At 72.0% G+C, this 12,703-nt stretch carries 13 protein-coding genes and 1 pseudogene; 7 read left to right on the top strand and 7 right to left on the bottom strand.

Annotated features, from left to right (window positions below; genetic code table 11):
- Positions 1 to 89 precede the first annotated feature (89 nt).
- Entirely contained in the window at positions 90 to 1,430 is a 1,341-nt protein-coding gene (gene hemL, locus Sri02f_RS00485; RefSeq protein ID WP_108999078.1) for a glutamate-1-semialdehyde 2,1-aminomutase, read from the top strand.
- Positions 1,431 to 1,550: 120 nt separating this feature from the next.
- Here hemL and Sri02f_RS00480 read toward each other — a convergent pair whose 3' ends face one another.
- Entirely contained in the window at positions 1,551 to 1,970 is a 420-nt protein-coding gene (locus Sri02f_RS00480) for an organic hydroperoxide resistance protein (protein WP_108999077.1), read from the bottom strand.
- A gap of 189 nt (positions 1,971 to 2,159) precedes the next feature.
- Here Sri02f_RS00480 and Sri02f_RS00475 point away from each other — a divergent pair, with 189 nt between their 5' ends.
- Together Sri02f_RS00475 and Sri02f_RS43565 are read left to right on the top strand one after the other, a co-directional pair.
- The gene (locus Sri02f_RS00475) at positions 2,160 to 3,227 is read left to right on the top strand and encodes a CaiB/BaiF CoA transferase family protein (protein ID WP_245970232.1); all 1,068 of its coding nucleotides are present in this window, start codon (positions 2,160 to 2,162) and stop codon (positions 3,225 to 3,227) included.
- Positions 3,228 to 3,328: 101 nt separating this feature from the next.
- On the top strand, positions 3,329 to 3,451 hold the full coding sequence (locus Sri02f_RS43565) for a hypothetical protein (RefSeq protein WP_281261874.1): 123 nt from the start codon (positions 3,329 to 3,331) through the stop codon (positions 3,449 to 3,451).
- Between the two features lie 51 nt (positions 3,452 to 3,502).
- On the opposite strand, the gene Sri02f_RS00470 is transcribed toward Sri02f_RS43565, so the two are convergent.
- The gene (locus Sri02f_RS00470; protein ID WP_159106628.1) at positions 3,503 to 4,291 is read right to left on the bottom strand and encodes an alpha/beta fold hydrolase; all 789 of its coding nucleotides are present in this window, start codon (positions 4,289 to 4,291) and stop codon (positions 3,503 to 3,505) included.
- 272 nt (positions 4,292 to 4,563) lie between these two features.
- Positions 4,564 to 5,142, bottom strand: coding sequence for a CGNR zinc finger domain-containing protein (locus Sri02f_RS00465; protein ID WP_108999074.1), 579 nt, complete (start codon positions 5,140 to 5,142; stop codon positions 4,564 to 4,566).
- 33 nt (positions 5,143 to 5,175) lie between these two features.
- Here Sri02f_RS00465 and Sri02f_RS42430 point away from each other — a divergent pair.
- Together Sri02f_RS42430 and Sri02f_RS42425 are read left to right on the top strand one after the other, a co-directional pair.
- Positions 5,176 to 5,529, top strand: a pseudogene (locus Sri02f_RS42430) (alcohol dehydrogenase catalytic domain-containing protein); the annotation flags it as partial.
- Positions 5,530 to 5,767: 238 nt separating this feature from the next.
- A complete protein-coding gene (locus Sri02f_RS42425) occupies positions 5,768 to 6,046 on the top strand; it encodes a zinc-binding dehydrogenase (RefSeq protein ID WP_245970231.1) in 279 nt (92 codons plus the stop codon).
- Between the two features lie 585 nt (positions 6,047 to 6,631).
- Here the strand turns inward: Sri02f_RS42425 and Sri02f_RS40995 are convergent.
- The 4 genes from Sri02f_RS40995 to Sri02f_RS00450 all read right to left on the bottom strand — a co-directional run bounded on the left by Sri02f_RS40995 (position 6,632) and on the right by Sri02f_RS00450 (position 9,437).
- Complete coding sequence (locus tag Sri02f_RS40995; RefSeq protein ID WP_159106627.1) at positions 6,632 to 7,171, bottom strand: hypothetical protein; 540 nt, start codon at positions 7,169 to 7,171, stop codon at positions 6,632 to 6,634.
- A gap of 130 nt (positions 7,172 to 7,301) precedes the next feature.
- Positions 7,302 to 7,946, bottom strand: coding sequence for a TnsA-like heteromeric transposase endonuclease subunit (locus Sri02f_RS00455; protein WP_108999073.1), 645 nt, complete (start codon positions 7,944 to 7,946; stop codon positions 7,302 to 7,304).
- 232 nt (positions 7,947 to 8,178) lie between these two features.
- A complete protein-coding gene (locus Sri02f_RS42420; RefSeq protein WP_245970230.1) occupies positions 8,179 to 8,457 on the bottom strand; it encodes a hypothetical protein in 279 nt (92 codons plus the stop codon).
- Positions 8,433 to 9,437: a DNA-binding protein gene (locus tag Sri02f_RS00450; protein WP_245970228.1), complete on the bottom strand. Its 1,005-nt coding sequence runs from the start codon at positions 9,435 to 9,437 to the stop codon at positions 8,433 to 8,435. Before Sri02f_RS00450 ends, Sri02f_RS42420 begins: the two co-directional genes overlap by 25 nt.
- Positions 9,438 to 9,893: 456 nt before the next feature.
- Between Sri02f_RS00450 and tap the strand changes: the two genes are divergently transcribed.
- Positions 9,894 to 12,119, top strand: a complete 2,226-nt coding sequence (tap, locus tag Sri02f_RS00445; protein ID WP_108999072.1) for a telomere-associated protein Tap — start codon at positions 9,894 to 9,896, stop codon at positions 12,117 to 12,119.
- 6 nt (positions 12,120 to 12,125) lie between these two features.
- The gene (gene tpg, locus Sri02f_RS00440; RefSeq protein ID WP_108999071.1) at positions 12,126 to 12,683 is read left to right on the top strand and encodes a telomere-protecting terminal protein Tpg; all 558 of its coding nucleotides are present in this window, start codon (positions 12,126 to 12,128) and stop codon (positions 12,681 to 12,683) included.
- The last annotated feature ends 20 nt before the right edge of the window (positions 12,684 to 12,703 follow it).

Below are 12,703 nucleotides of genomic sequence, written 5' to 3'. Positions count from 1 at the left end.
GGGCCGGTGGCCCGCCCCCGGCCCACCGGCCCCGCCCGGCCCCCCCTCACCCTCCGCTCTCCTCTTCCGACTGCGAAAGGCACCGACCGATGTCCTCATCCCCTGCACCCGCCGCCCTCGACGGTCCCGCCGGCGCCGTCTCGGCCTCGCTGTTCGAACGGGCCGCGACCGTCATCCCCGGCGGCGTCAACTCCCCCGTGCGGGCATTCGGTTCCGTCGGCGGCACCCCCGTCTTCATGGCCTCCGCGCAGGGCCCCTACCTCTACGACGTCGAAGGCCGCGAGTACGTCGACCTGATCTGCTCCTGGGGCCCGATGATCCTCGGCCACCGGCACCCGGCGGTCCTCGACGCGGTCGGCGCCGCACTCGCCGCGGGCACCTCGTTCGGCACCGCGACCGAGGGGGAGATCGCCCTCGCCGAGGAGATCGTCGACCGCGTCGCCCCCGTGGAGCAGGTCCGGCTGGTCACCTCCGGCACCGAGGCCACCATGTCCGCGATCCGGCTGGCCCGCGGCTTCACCGGCCGCTCCAAGATCGTCAAGTTCGCGGGGTGCTACCACGGCCACGTCGACGCGCTGCTGGCCGCGGCGGGCTCCGGCCTGGCCACCTTCGCCCTGCCGGACACCCCGGGCGTCACCGGCGCCCAGGCCGCCGACACCCTCGTCCTGCCCTACAACGACCTGGCCGCGGTCGAGCGCGTCTTCGCCGAGCGCGGCCCGGAGATCGCCTGCGTGATCACCGAGGCCGCGCCGGGCAACATGGGCGCCGTCCCGCCCCTGCCCGGCTTCAACGCCGGCCTGAAGGACCTGTGCCGGCGCCACGGCGCCCTGTTCATCTCCGACGAGGTCATGACCGGCTTCCGCGCCGGCCGCGCCGGCTGGTACGACCGCGACGGCGTGGCGGCGGACCTGTTCACCTACGGCAAGGTGATGGGCGGCGGCTTCCCCGCCGCGGCCTTCGGCGGCCGGGCCGACGTCATGGCCCACCTCGCCCCGGCCGGCCCCGTCTACCAGGCGGGCACGCTCGCGGGCAACCCGGTGGCCACCGCCGCCGGCCTGGCGACCCTGCGCCACTGCACCGAGGCGGTCTACGAGCGCCTGGACGCGGTGTCCGCCGCCATCGGGACCGAAGTGTCCGCGGCGCTCTCCGCCGAGGGCGTCGCCCACGTGCTGCAGTACTCCGGGACGATGTTCTCGGTGTTCTTCTCGCCGCGGCCGGTCCGCGACTACGACGACGTCCGGGCCAGCGAGGCCTTCCGCTACCGGGCCTTCTTCCACGAGATGCTGCGCCAGGGCGTCTACCTGCCGCCGTCGCCGTTCGAGGCGTGGTTCGTGTCCGCCTCGCACGACGACCGGGCCGTGGACCGCATCGTGTCGGCCCTCCCGCAGGCCGCCAAGGCCGCCGCGGCCGCCGTACCCCCGCCGGCGTGAGCAGGCCCGCACACGCGGACGCCGCCGGAGCCGGACCCCGTCCGGCTCCGGCGGCGCACACCGGGAGCATCACCTCCAACGCGCCGAGCCCATCGAACGCGCCGCAGGGGAACCCGGCCTTCAGCCGGCCAGCTCGATCCCCACGCGGACGTTGCCGCGCACGGCCCGCGAGTACGGGCAGCGGGCATGGGCCCGCTCCACCAGCTCCCGCGCCGCCTGCGCGGCCACGCCCGGCATCCGCACCGTCAGATCGGCGCTGATCCCGTAACCGGAGTCGTCACGCTCGAGGTGCACCCGGGCCGTGACGGCCGGCTCCTCCTCGAGCCGCACCCGCGCCTCACGCGCGGACAACCGCAGCGCACTGTGGAAGCAGGCCGCGTACCCCGCGGCGAACAGCTGCTCCGGATTGGTCCGCTCCCCGGAGCCGCCCACCTCCTTGGGCGCGTCCAGTCCCAGGTCCAGCACACCGTCCGAGGAGCTGACCCGGCCCTTGCGGCCGTCTCCCGACGACGTGACCTCAGCCGTGTAGAGAACCGTCACGATTCCTGCCCTTTCTCATCCGGGAAAGCAAGAGGAAAAACACTCGCAAGATAGGGAAGAAATCAGAGGCGAAACAATACGGAATCCCGAAGCGAAAATCGCGAACCGATTCGTGAAAACTCATCACCATAGACCCGTCCAAACCGCACCCGAGAAATCAGAGAAGTCACTGGAAAGGAGATGAGCCTCATGGGGCCACTCAACGGTGTACGCGTGGTCGAGCTGGCGAGCGGCGCACCCTGCGCCTTCGCCGCCACGCTCCTCGCAGACCTGGGCGCCGACGTCGTGCGCATCGACCGCCCGGGCGCCGGCACATCCGGGCCCGCCGACCCCCTCGGCCGCTCCCGCCGCTCGGTCACGGCCGACCTGAAGAACCCCGACGGCATACGCCAGGTGCGCGCCCTGGTGGACCGCGCCGACGTCCTGCTCGAAGGCCTGCGCCCGGGGGCATGCGAGCGCCTGGGCCTGGGCCCGGAGTCCTTCGCCGACTCCAACCCCCGCCTCGTCTACGCCAGGGTGTCCGGCTGGGGCCAGAGCGGACCCTGGGCGCAGCGCTCCGGGCACGACATCAGCTTCCTCGCCCTGGCCGGAGCACTCCACAGCGACGCGGACGCCGCCGGCTCCCCGTCGCCTCCCTCGACGTATCTGTCCACCTTCGCCGGCGGCGGTCTGCTCCAGGTCCTCGGTGTGCTGGCGGCGCTGCACGAGCGCTCCCGCAGCGGGCGCGGCCAGGTGGTCGACGCGGCCATGGCCGACGGAGCGGCCCTGCTGGAGGTGATGGTCCGCCAGTGGCGGGACAACCCGGGCAACGTCACGGTGACCGACGCGCCGTTCTACACCACCTACGCATGCCAGGACGGCGGGCACGTCGCGGTCGGCGCGATCGAGCCGCGGTTCTACGACGCCCTCTGCGCACAGCTCGACCTGGACGCCGCCGACCTGCCCGACCGCGCCGACCAGGCGAACTGGCCGGCCCTGCGAGGCCGGATCGCCGAAGCGTTCCGGACCCGCCCCCGGGACCACTGGGCCAAGGTGTTCGCCGACCACGACGCCTGCGTGGTGCCCGTCCTCACCCCCGGGGAAGCCGCGGAGCACCCCGCCCTGCGCGAGCGCGCGACGTTCACCGAGGTCGCCGGCCGCCCCCAGCCGTCCCCCGCCCCCCGCTTCTCCCGCACCCCGCCCCCCGCCCCCCGCCCGGCCCCCGCCCCCGGCGCCGACACCGACGCCGTGCCGAAGCACTGGAACACACCGGCCTGACCCCACCCGCAAACCAGACCCCACCGGCCTGCCCGCGACCGGCCTGACACCGGTCGCCGGCGACGGCACGAGGGCACGGCATTTCGAAGGCGATCGAAATCATGGCGTCCCCCCCCGGCAGGTCCGGCAAGAAGGGCAGCCGCTACTCGTACGGGGTCAGCGCCGTCTCCCTGAAGGGTGACACATACGCCGGCCTGTCCGTCGAGAACGGTTACTGCTGGTGACTGGCGCGGCATCGATGACGGAGACGTTCGCCCGTGGCGGACCCCGGCCGGCTACGGGCGGGTAGCGAGGGCGACGGCCTCAGCGATGGCCGCGGCCAGCGGTTCGGGGGCCTCCACCGGAAGGAAGAACGCCGAGCCCGGGATCGTCACCACACGGGCGTTCGGGCAGGCTTCCAGGGTGCTGCGCTCGGCGTCGGTGAGCCCGCCGTCGCCCTTCTCGGCGTGGATAAGCCAGGCCGGCACGCCGGCCTGGCACAGCCGGACGGCCCGCTGCTCGTCCTGGCGCAGCCACCGTGTGTACTCCAGCAGGATCCGCCGCATGACCGCCGGGTCGTTCCTGTCGAAGTCGGCGCGCAGTTCGGCCTGACGTTCCGTGGACATCCGCATGTGCTTGAGCATCACCCCGGTCGCCTTGCCCAGCAGCCTCACCGGGATGCCGCCGAGTACGCGGCCCAGCGCCACGAGCGCGCGGAAGAACGCCGGTTCGTCGGGGGAGCTGAGGCTGACGCCCGACAGCACGACCGGCCCGGTGAACGCGCCGGAGGTGACCATCTCCACCGCGACGGACGCGCCCATGCTGAACCCGGCCACGACATCCGCCCGCATCTCTTCCGCCAGCTCCGCCGACACCCGCGCGTAGGACGCCATGCTGCAATCCTCCAGAGGTGCGGCCCCCGCGTGTCCTGGCATGGTCGCGGCCACGAGCCGCAGCCGTTCGAGCACGGGTTGCGCCATCACCTCCGCGAACGACTCTGCGCTGCACATGCCCCCGGGAAGCAGCAGCACCGTGTCGGCGGCGTCTGCCGGTCCGGATTCGAGCAGCTGCCAGTCAGCGCCCATCCCCCACCGCCTCCTCCCTGCCGTACGGTGTGGGCCCGAGGGCCGGCGCGTCACGGCTGAGCACCCCATCGCCGGAAACGGCGACCGCGGGGGAACATTCCTTGTTCCACGCTAAGAGCCGTGATCGAGCCGCGCGACCGGCGGGCAACCGGGATGGCTCGGGTCCGCCTGGTGCGACCAGCGGACCAGCCACCACCGCTGGCGCGAAGCCTTTCGCCGGGCGGCAAGGGGCCGCCGCGGACCTCGCCGGTCGCGGTCGGCAGGTGCGGGCCTCACGGGGTGGCGCCCGTCCGGCTGCGCGACCGGTATCCGGCGACCTTGGCGAGGTTGCCGCAGCGTTCCATGGAACACCAACGGCGGCGGCGCGCCTGGGAGTCGTCCAGGAAGAGCAGGGAGCAGTCGCGGTTCTCGCACTTCTTGACCCGCTCCAGCAGGGGGCCGCGCACCAGCAGGACGGCGTCCCGGGCCACCGTCGTCAGCGCGGCACGCACCGGATGCCGGGCCGTCCAGCGGCGTTCGCCCAGCTGGGGGGCCAGGTCAGGGCGGGCAGCGCTCTCGTTGACCAGCGCCACGTCGGCCGGGTCCGGATCATCGTCGGCCATCGCCGACCGCAGGACGCGGTGGAGCGCCTCGCGCAGCACCCGGGCCTCGCTCAGGTCGCCGGCGGTGACCTGCAGGGGGCCCTCGTCCGGCGTGAGCCCGGCCTCGTGGAACCAGTGGGCCAGCGCGGCGGTGTCGGGGATCCGCTCGACCGGGGTGGCGTGCCGCCTGCCGAGCGTGGCGACGAAGTCCAGGCAGGGGCGGCCCCCTACGAAGGGGAAGGCGAGCACCGGGTCGGACGCACTGGTCATGCGAACGATCCTAACCTGCCTTGACACCGGTTCATGTGGTGTCGCAAGGTGACACCACATGAACCGGTGTCAGTCGTCCCGGCGGCTGCGGCAGGAAGCGGGTGCGGTATGCGTGCGGTGCGGATCGACGACTTCGGCGGCCCCGAGGTGCTGGTGCCGGTCGAGGTGCCCGATCCCGTGGCGGGGCCCGGGCAGGTGCTCGTACGGATCGCCGCGGCGGGCGTGAACCGGGCGGACGCCCTGGTCAGGTCCGGGGTCTACCACCGCGCCGGGCGGCCGCCGCTGATTCCGGGCGCGGAGGCGGCGGGAACCGTCGCCGCGGTGGGGGACGGAGTCACCGGGCTGGAGGTCGGACAGCGCGTGGCGGCCCTCGACGGGGACGCCGCTCCCGGCTTCTACGCAGAGCTGGCCGCGGTGCCCGTCGGGCAGGTGGTGGCCTTGCCCGACGCGGTGGACCTGACGACCGCGGCCGCGCTGCCGATCGCATGGCTGTCGGCCTGGTACTGCCTGCGGCACCTCGCCGGGGCCGGCAAGGGGGACACGGTCGTGGTGAAGGCCGCCGCGAGCGGGGTGGGCAGTGCGGCCGTGCAGATCGCCGCCGAGGCCGGCGCCCGGCGGCCGGGTGGTGGCGCTGGCCAATGTCGCACGGGAGCCCACCACCGTCGACACCCGCGACTTCTACCCGAAGAACGCCTCGATCCTCGGCTTCCAGCTCACCAACCTGCAGATCCACGGCTACGACCCGCGAGCCGACCTGCGGGAACTGGCCGAGCGCGTCGCGGACCGGACGTACCGGGTGCCGGTCGAGACCGTGCTGCCGCTCGAGGAGGCCCGGGCCGCCCACGAGCGGCTGGAACAGCGGGACAACCGCGGCAAGATCGTCCTCGCCGTCGGGGAGGCCTGACCTCAGGCGTACAGCTTGTCGAGGAAGACGGACAGACGGCCCGTCGCCGAACGCCGGTATGTGGTGCGCATCTACGGGCGTCGGAACGCAGTTGAACACATCTTTGACGTCTTTCGGCGTTGCCGCTCCAGAGCGAGGACCGCTGCTGCGATGAGCAACAGTCAAGACTTGTGGATCGGGTAGTTGCTCAGCTTCGAGTTGATCGGAGCCCGGTGAGTCCTCCGACCGCCGAGAGCTCGTCTGACGCTCGGAGGGGGGCTTGTTGGTGTACGGGGCGGCGGCTGGCCCGGTGTGTTGCTGGTTCGCTGAGAGGCGGGGCGGGTGGCTTCGGTGGGGAGGCCGGGGTGTGTGAGCTGGGCTTGTGTGGTGTGTGTGGAGCGGGGCTGGGTTCGTTGCAGGTAGCTCTAGCGTGAAAAGGCCCGGCGTGTGTTTGTGCTGGCCAGGCCTGTTTTGGTGGTGCCGTCGGCGGTGGTCGCGCCCGCCTCGGCGTAGAGCCCGGCCAGCCCCTCGCCGGGCACGACGGGCTGTTTTGGTGTGTATCGGCTGGGTGGTGATCGGCTTGTGTGGCCGCCGGACCGGTGCCCGCTATGTTTCCGGCTCGTAGAAGAACATGTCTGTCTCTGAACCGATGTCGGAAGAGTGCCAAAGCGCGCGGATCTCCCCAACTGGGTTCGTGCGTGGTGGCATTGCCTCACCCCGGAGGTAGGCGCCCAGGCAGGCGATGGCGTCACGGCAGAGGTGGATCCTGTCGACCCGTCGCTGCTCCCAGGTTCTGGTGTCGTCAGGAAGATGGAGAGGCATCAGCAGGCAGTTTTCTCTCACTCGGTCACGAAGGCCGGCGTCAGGAACGCGCTGCATCAGGACTTGGATGCTCAGTATGCGTTCGTGGAGTAGGTGACTGCGGGCGTTGTCGTGAGGGCCGGCTCGGCGGGCATCGCGTTCTATTTCGAGCAGTTCGGTCAGCGCCGCCTCAGTCGCTGTGGCTGCACGGGTCTGCCGTTGATCATCACGCGCTTGAGCTGCCTGCCGTCGCTGGGCAATGACTGCGGACCAGATCGAAAGGGTTCCTCCGATCATGGTTCCTGCCAGGCCGAATAGCGCCCCCACCCACGCCGATGAGTCCACGCAGGCGTCCTTCCCGGACGGCGGGAGGCTGACTCCTGGACGGGCTGGATTGGCCAAGGAACGGGAGCGAGTCCTTGGCGGCCGGTCGGCCCCTTGACGCTGCGACGGCCATTGCGTTTGGGGGCGGGGGTTATCGGGTGCGGGGACGGTGGTGGGTTTCGGCGAGGTGGTCGAGGCGGATGGTGTCGAGTGATTGCTTGGTGATGCGTTCGGTTCCGTCGTGGATGGCGGTGATGGCGGCTTGGCGGATGAGTCGTGTGAGGGATCCGATGCGGCTGGCGGTGCGTTGGTGGAGGTAGGGGGCGTGGCGGGGGAGGGTGCCGTTATTCAGGTTGGCGGCCAGGATGCCGTCGAGCGGTGGGAGGCGGCGGTAGGTCCAGCCGATGTACGTGCACGCCTTCGCCACCGCCTCAGCGGCCTTCATCGCGCCTGCGCCGCCGGCATCGGGGTGGCTGGGGCAGTCGGCGAGCAGGGCGGTGCCGTCGGTGTAGCGGGCGAAGAGCTGCGCCACCCTGGAACGCACCTGCCCGCGGGGGTTGCGCCACAGCAGCCGTACCGGCCGCCCCGTCAGGGCGGTCACGCGCGGATCGCGGTCGAGGACGATCAGCTGGGTGCGCATCGCGTTCGATCCCGCGGAGACATGCTTCCCGGTCGTGGCCGACCACCACAGGCCCGGTCCCCACCGCCGCCCCGGGATCACCGGGAACGCGGACACCGGCGCCAGGTCCTCGGACGCCACCGCGAGGGCGGCGTCCGCCCACCGCTGCCGGACCACCTGCCCGACGGGGTCGTGAAAGACTGCCTCGAACTCGGTAGGGCGACCAGCCGCCACCCGCCCTGCCAGGCTCCCCGGCCTGGCCGTATCTGCGTTGATCACCTGCTTCAGCCAAGCCGTATCCGCCTGCGGTCACCTGGTTTTGGGGATTCCTGCCACGAACGGGTACCGCGTGCGCTAACGGTTGACGAGCCCCCTTATGGCGGCCGCTCCGCGCTTGCCGGGCGGTCCTTCAGCCACTGTCTTCCTGGCCGGCCGTCAGCATGTTCATCAAGGCGTCAGGGGTCATGTCCACCCACCGGGCGACTTCTTCCAGGGGGATTCCGGCGTTCGCGGCCGCCAGAGCGGTCCGCTTCCAGGCGTTGTCGCTCAGGCCGGCGCTGTGGCGGAGGCTGCGCAGAAGCTGCCGGGTGACGTCGGCGGTCCCGGTCTGCACCCCGCGCAGCTGGAGCAGCTGTTCCTCGGCCCTCTCGATCGCCCGGGTGATCAGCGTGCGCTGTTCGGCGGGCACCGCCGCCCGCCACATCCTCCCCGAGCCGGGCGCCTTCTTCTCCTTGCCCAGTACCTCAACTGCCCTGCCATGGTCGCGCTCTGGTGCTCCTGGCGCAGCCACCACGGGTCGTTGTCGTATCCGGGCGGCCCGCCGGCGCCGCGGTGGAGGCGGATGACGCTGCCCATCCAGGAGGTCAGCGGGCCACCGTAGTCGGTCGCGGCCAACGGCCCCAGCCACGGCCGGCCGACCCGCTCACCGAGCCGGCCGCAGAACATCCCCTCGGCGGGCAGCGCCCGCGGCCGCCCGGCACCGCTGTCCATCCACACCAGCTCGGCCATGGCGGGGTCCAGCAGCGCGTCGGCGACGGCCACCACCTCGGGGAAGACGACCGCGTCCCGGCCCACGATCCGCCACCGCTCCAGCTCTGTCCCGGCGTGCCGCCCGCGACCTGGTGCAGCCGCCGCGGCCAGATCGCCTCGCGTTCCCAGCGAAGGGCCTGCTCCCACCACCGGGCCACGACCGCGTGCGCCAGAGCGAACACCCTCGCCGGCCCGGCTCCGGCCCGTGCTGCCCGCCGCGCCACACCGGCCCACCGCCGCGGCCACTTCGGGCACACCCCGTACGTCCAGATGTTCAAGAGGCTGGTCGGCGTCCGCGTCCAGCAGCCACCGCCGGTGCCGGGCGCACACCCGCTCCCATCGCGGCGCGTACCGCACGACCCGCACGGCCGTTCCCGTGCGTCGGGCCGCGCACAGGCGGCAGCCGAACGCCACCGGCCCCGCGGCCGCGCCGCCGGTCCGCCACGCCGCCGCCGGCACCCCGTTCTTCCCGGCCGACAACTTGGCGTCCTCCTGTCCCCAGGACGGCAACGCCTGCGCAAGCACGTCTTCGGTGACGCCGCACAGGCCTGCCAGGAGCTGCCGTCCGGCTGCGTTCAGCGGCACCTCGGCGTCGGCCCGCGCGCCCCCGCCGTCGTGCCCTGGCGGGTAGTTGCGCAAACTGCCAGGACGACCGCAACGCTTTCGCTTCCATGCCGTAGCGGCTCGCGATGCGGCAGATCAGCGACGAGGTCGTCTCACCCTGCAGGGGAGCTGTCCGCAGGAGGCCGGGATGATGGGTCACTCCACCACGGTCTCGTATTCGCCGATCCGGGCGGGCGCTTTCGCAAGGGAGCCCAGCGGAAATCCAAGCAAGCCGGTTCCCCGAAGAACGGCTGTGGAAAGCTGCCCCTCGGCTCCTGGGCACCCCCGCCGGTTTCAGTCCCAGCCGCATGGACCTGTCATCTCCCGCTCCCCGCAGGCGGCAGCCGCGCGTGGACCAGGTGCCGCGAGGACGGGACACAGGAGAGGATCCGTGTGTTGATGCCTACCGCAACGCACTTCGTACGTGTTTCGTACGGCAAACGTACGCGATAAGTACGGTTCGTGGTTAGGGTGTTGCTCAGGAGGTGTTCGATGTCCGAGTTGTTCGACGCGGTCGATGCGCTGGTCGCGTCCCGGTCTGCGCTGCCGCCGCCTGCGGAGCGCAAGCGGCTGCGTGCCGCGCACGGCCTGACGATCGACGAGGTGGCAGGCGCGCTGAAGGTACGGCGGGCGACCGTCAGCGCCTGGGAGTCCGGCAAGACCGAGCCTCGCCCGCCGGAGCGCGACGCCTACGCCCGGCTGCTGGACCAGCTCGCGGAGCTCTACCCGGCGCCTTCAGCGTCGGAGGAGACGGACGCCCCGGCGGTGCCGGCCACGTTCACCGCCTCACCGACCCCGGCGGATGCGGCTGTCGAGGCTGCGGACATGACTGCAGTCGAGAACACCCAGCCCAGCCCCGCCCCCGTCGCCGCTGCCCCGGCGGCCGCGACGCGTCCGGTGCGCACCGCCAGGGCTACGTCGTCGGCGTCGCGCCGCCCGGGCGCGAAGGAGGAGGCTCCGGCTGGAACCCCGGCGGGCGGCACGGACCTGCGGTTCGAGAACGGACCGCTGGCGGTCGTCGATGTCGACGCCGATGGGCAGGTACTGGCGTACTGCACGGGCGGTCTGGTCCTGGACGTGCCCGCCAAGTCGATCCCGTCCCTGGTGGAGTGGACGTTGCGCGAGGCGAAGCTCGGTCAGCCGAAGCTGGCCGGTCCGGGCAAGGACGCCGATCCGCTGCTCGTCCTCACCCAGTCCGTGCTGGAGCGTTACGGCCTCCCCGCCACCCTCACGGATGAGGAGCGGCTCGCCGGGCGGATCCCCGAGGGCCACAAGGTCATCAAGCAGTTGGTCCGTGCGGAGTGGAAGCTGACGAAGCGCGGGTTCGGGCCGTGGGCGCGGATCTACCGTCCCGCGACCGGTTCGGACCGCCAGTGCGTGCAGTTGTGCATTCCGTCGTGGAACGCGCTGGACTCCCGGCACTGGGGCGAGGCAGGGCAGCTTCCGCCGGCGGAACTCGCGCGGGTCCTGGGTGTGTACGCGTCGCGGGTGATGACCCCGCGCGGTTCGACCGCGGTGACCGGCCTGGAGCTGATGACCGCGCTGCACCCGCCGACCCGTGCCTCCGAGCCCGACGCGGCGGGCAAGCGGCACTCCGAGCACAACCCCGGCTCGCTGGGCAAGGATCCGGTGGACTGTGCGCCGTGCGAGGCCCCCGACGGGCACCCGCTCCTGGCGGATCTGCCGCGGTTCCACGTGCGCGGCCCGGGGGAGAAGTTGTTCGAGGAGGCGTACGACTGGGCGCGGCCGATGACGGATGCCGAGTGCACCCTGCGGCACCTCGTGGGCATCGACGTCAACATGGCCTTCGCCGCCGGCGCCAACGGCCTGACCGTCGGCATCGGTGCGCCCACCCGTGTCAAGGCCCCCGCGTTCGACGCGAAACTGCCCGGCTCCTGGCTGGTTGACCTCTCCCATGTGGACCTGTCGCGGGTGAAGGCCGGCAAGGACAAGTGGGCGGAGCTGGAAGCGAGTCTGCTGCCCAGCCCGTTCACGCCGAAGGGCGACCGCCCCGAGGGCCCGGCCTGGTACGCGACGCCCACCGTGGCGTACGCGGTGGAGCTCGGCTACGACGTCGCGCCGCTCGAGGCGTACGTCCGCTACGAGAGCGGCCGCTATTTGGACGGCTGGTACAACCGGCTGCGCGACGCGTACCTCGCCACGATGGCCGACCTCGGAGTCGACGCGGACATGGCACCGACCGACTTCCTGGCGGCGATGGACGGCTACCGCGGCCGTGACCCGGAGCTGGCGATCGTCGTCTCCGCGGTCAAGGCGACGGTCAAGGGCGGCCTGGGCAAGCTGCGCGAGCGCCCGCGCGGGGAGGGCTGGAAGCCCGGGCAGCCGTGGCGGGCCCTGTCCCGCCCGACGTGGCGGCCCGACATCCGCGCTGCGGTCATCTCCCGTACCCGGATCAACCTGCACCGCAAGATCGTCAAGCATGCGGCGTTCACCGGCCAGTACCCGGTCGCGATCCTGTCCGACTGCGTCGTCTACGCGGCCGACGGCACCAGCCCGCTGGACTTCCTGCCGTACCGGGACGGCAAGCCGCTGCCGGGCGGGTTCAAGCTGGGCATCAACCCGGGCCTGGTCAAGCACGAGGGCACCCAGAGCGTCCTGTGGGGCGAGGAGGTCCGCGAACGGTTCGACGCGCCGCAGCTCAATCTCGCCCGGTACATCAAGGACGGGCAGGTCACGGACGAGGACAGCGGGGAGTAGCAGGCGATGAGCACGTTCGGGGACGGCCTGGACCAGGCGGTGCAGAAGGCGTTCACGCGCCCGGTCCCGAAGTCGGCCGGCGCGCAGATGCGGTACCTGGTCAAGCAGCTCAAGGGCACCAAGGCGGTCGCCCAGATGCTGCGGATCTCCCAGCGCACCGTCGAGCGGTACGTGAAGGACCAGATCAAGAAGCCGCGTCCGGACCTCGCCGCGCGCCTGGAGCGCGAGGTGAAGGCACGCTGGCAGCCGCAAATCCGGGCCAAGGCCAAGGAGCGGGCGGCGACGACCGGCGGCATCGTCATCGACACCCGCGCCCGCCTCGGCTACACCGCGCCGATCGGGTCGACGGACCAGGACCGTATCCGGCACCTGACCGTCGCTCTGCCCCCGCAGTACGCGGCGCGCCTCTTCGAGGCCCAGGAGCAGGGCGCCACCGAGCAGCGCCTTCAGGAGCTCGCGGCTGAGGCACTCAAGGAGGTGTACTTCCAGGACGGCGGCCGCCGCGCCGGAAGCCTGGAGGAGGTCCGCTTCACGGACATCGAGCACCTCGAGTTCGACCTGTAGATCTCGAACATCCGCGAGCC

It is taken from the genome of Streptomyces rishiriensis, assembly GCF_003112535.1.
Lineage (GTDB): Bacteria > Actinomycetota > Actinomycetes > Streptomycetales > Streptomycetaceae > Streptomyces > Streptomyces rishiriensis.
This window is presented reverse-complemented; position numbering and strand designations above follow the sequence as displayed.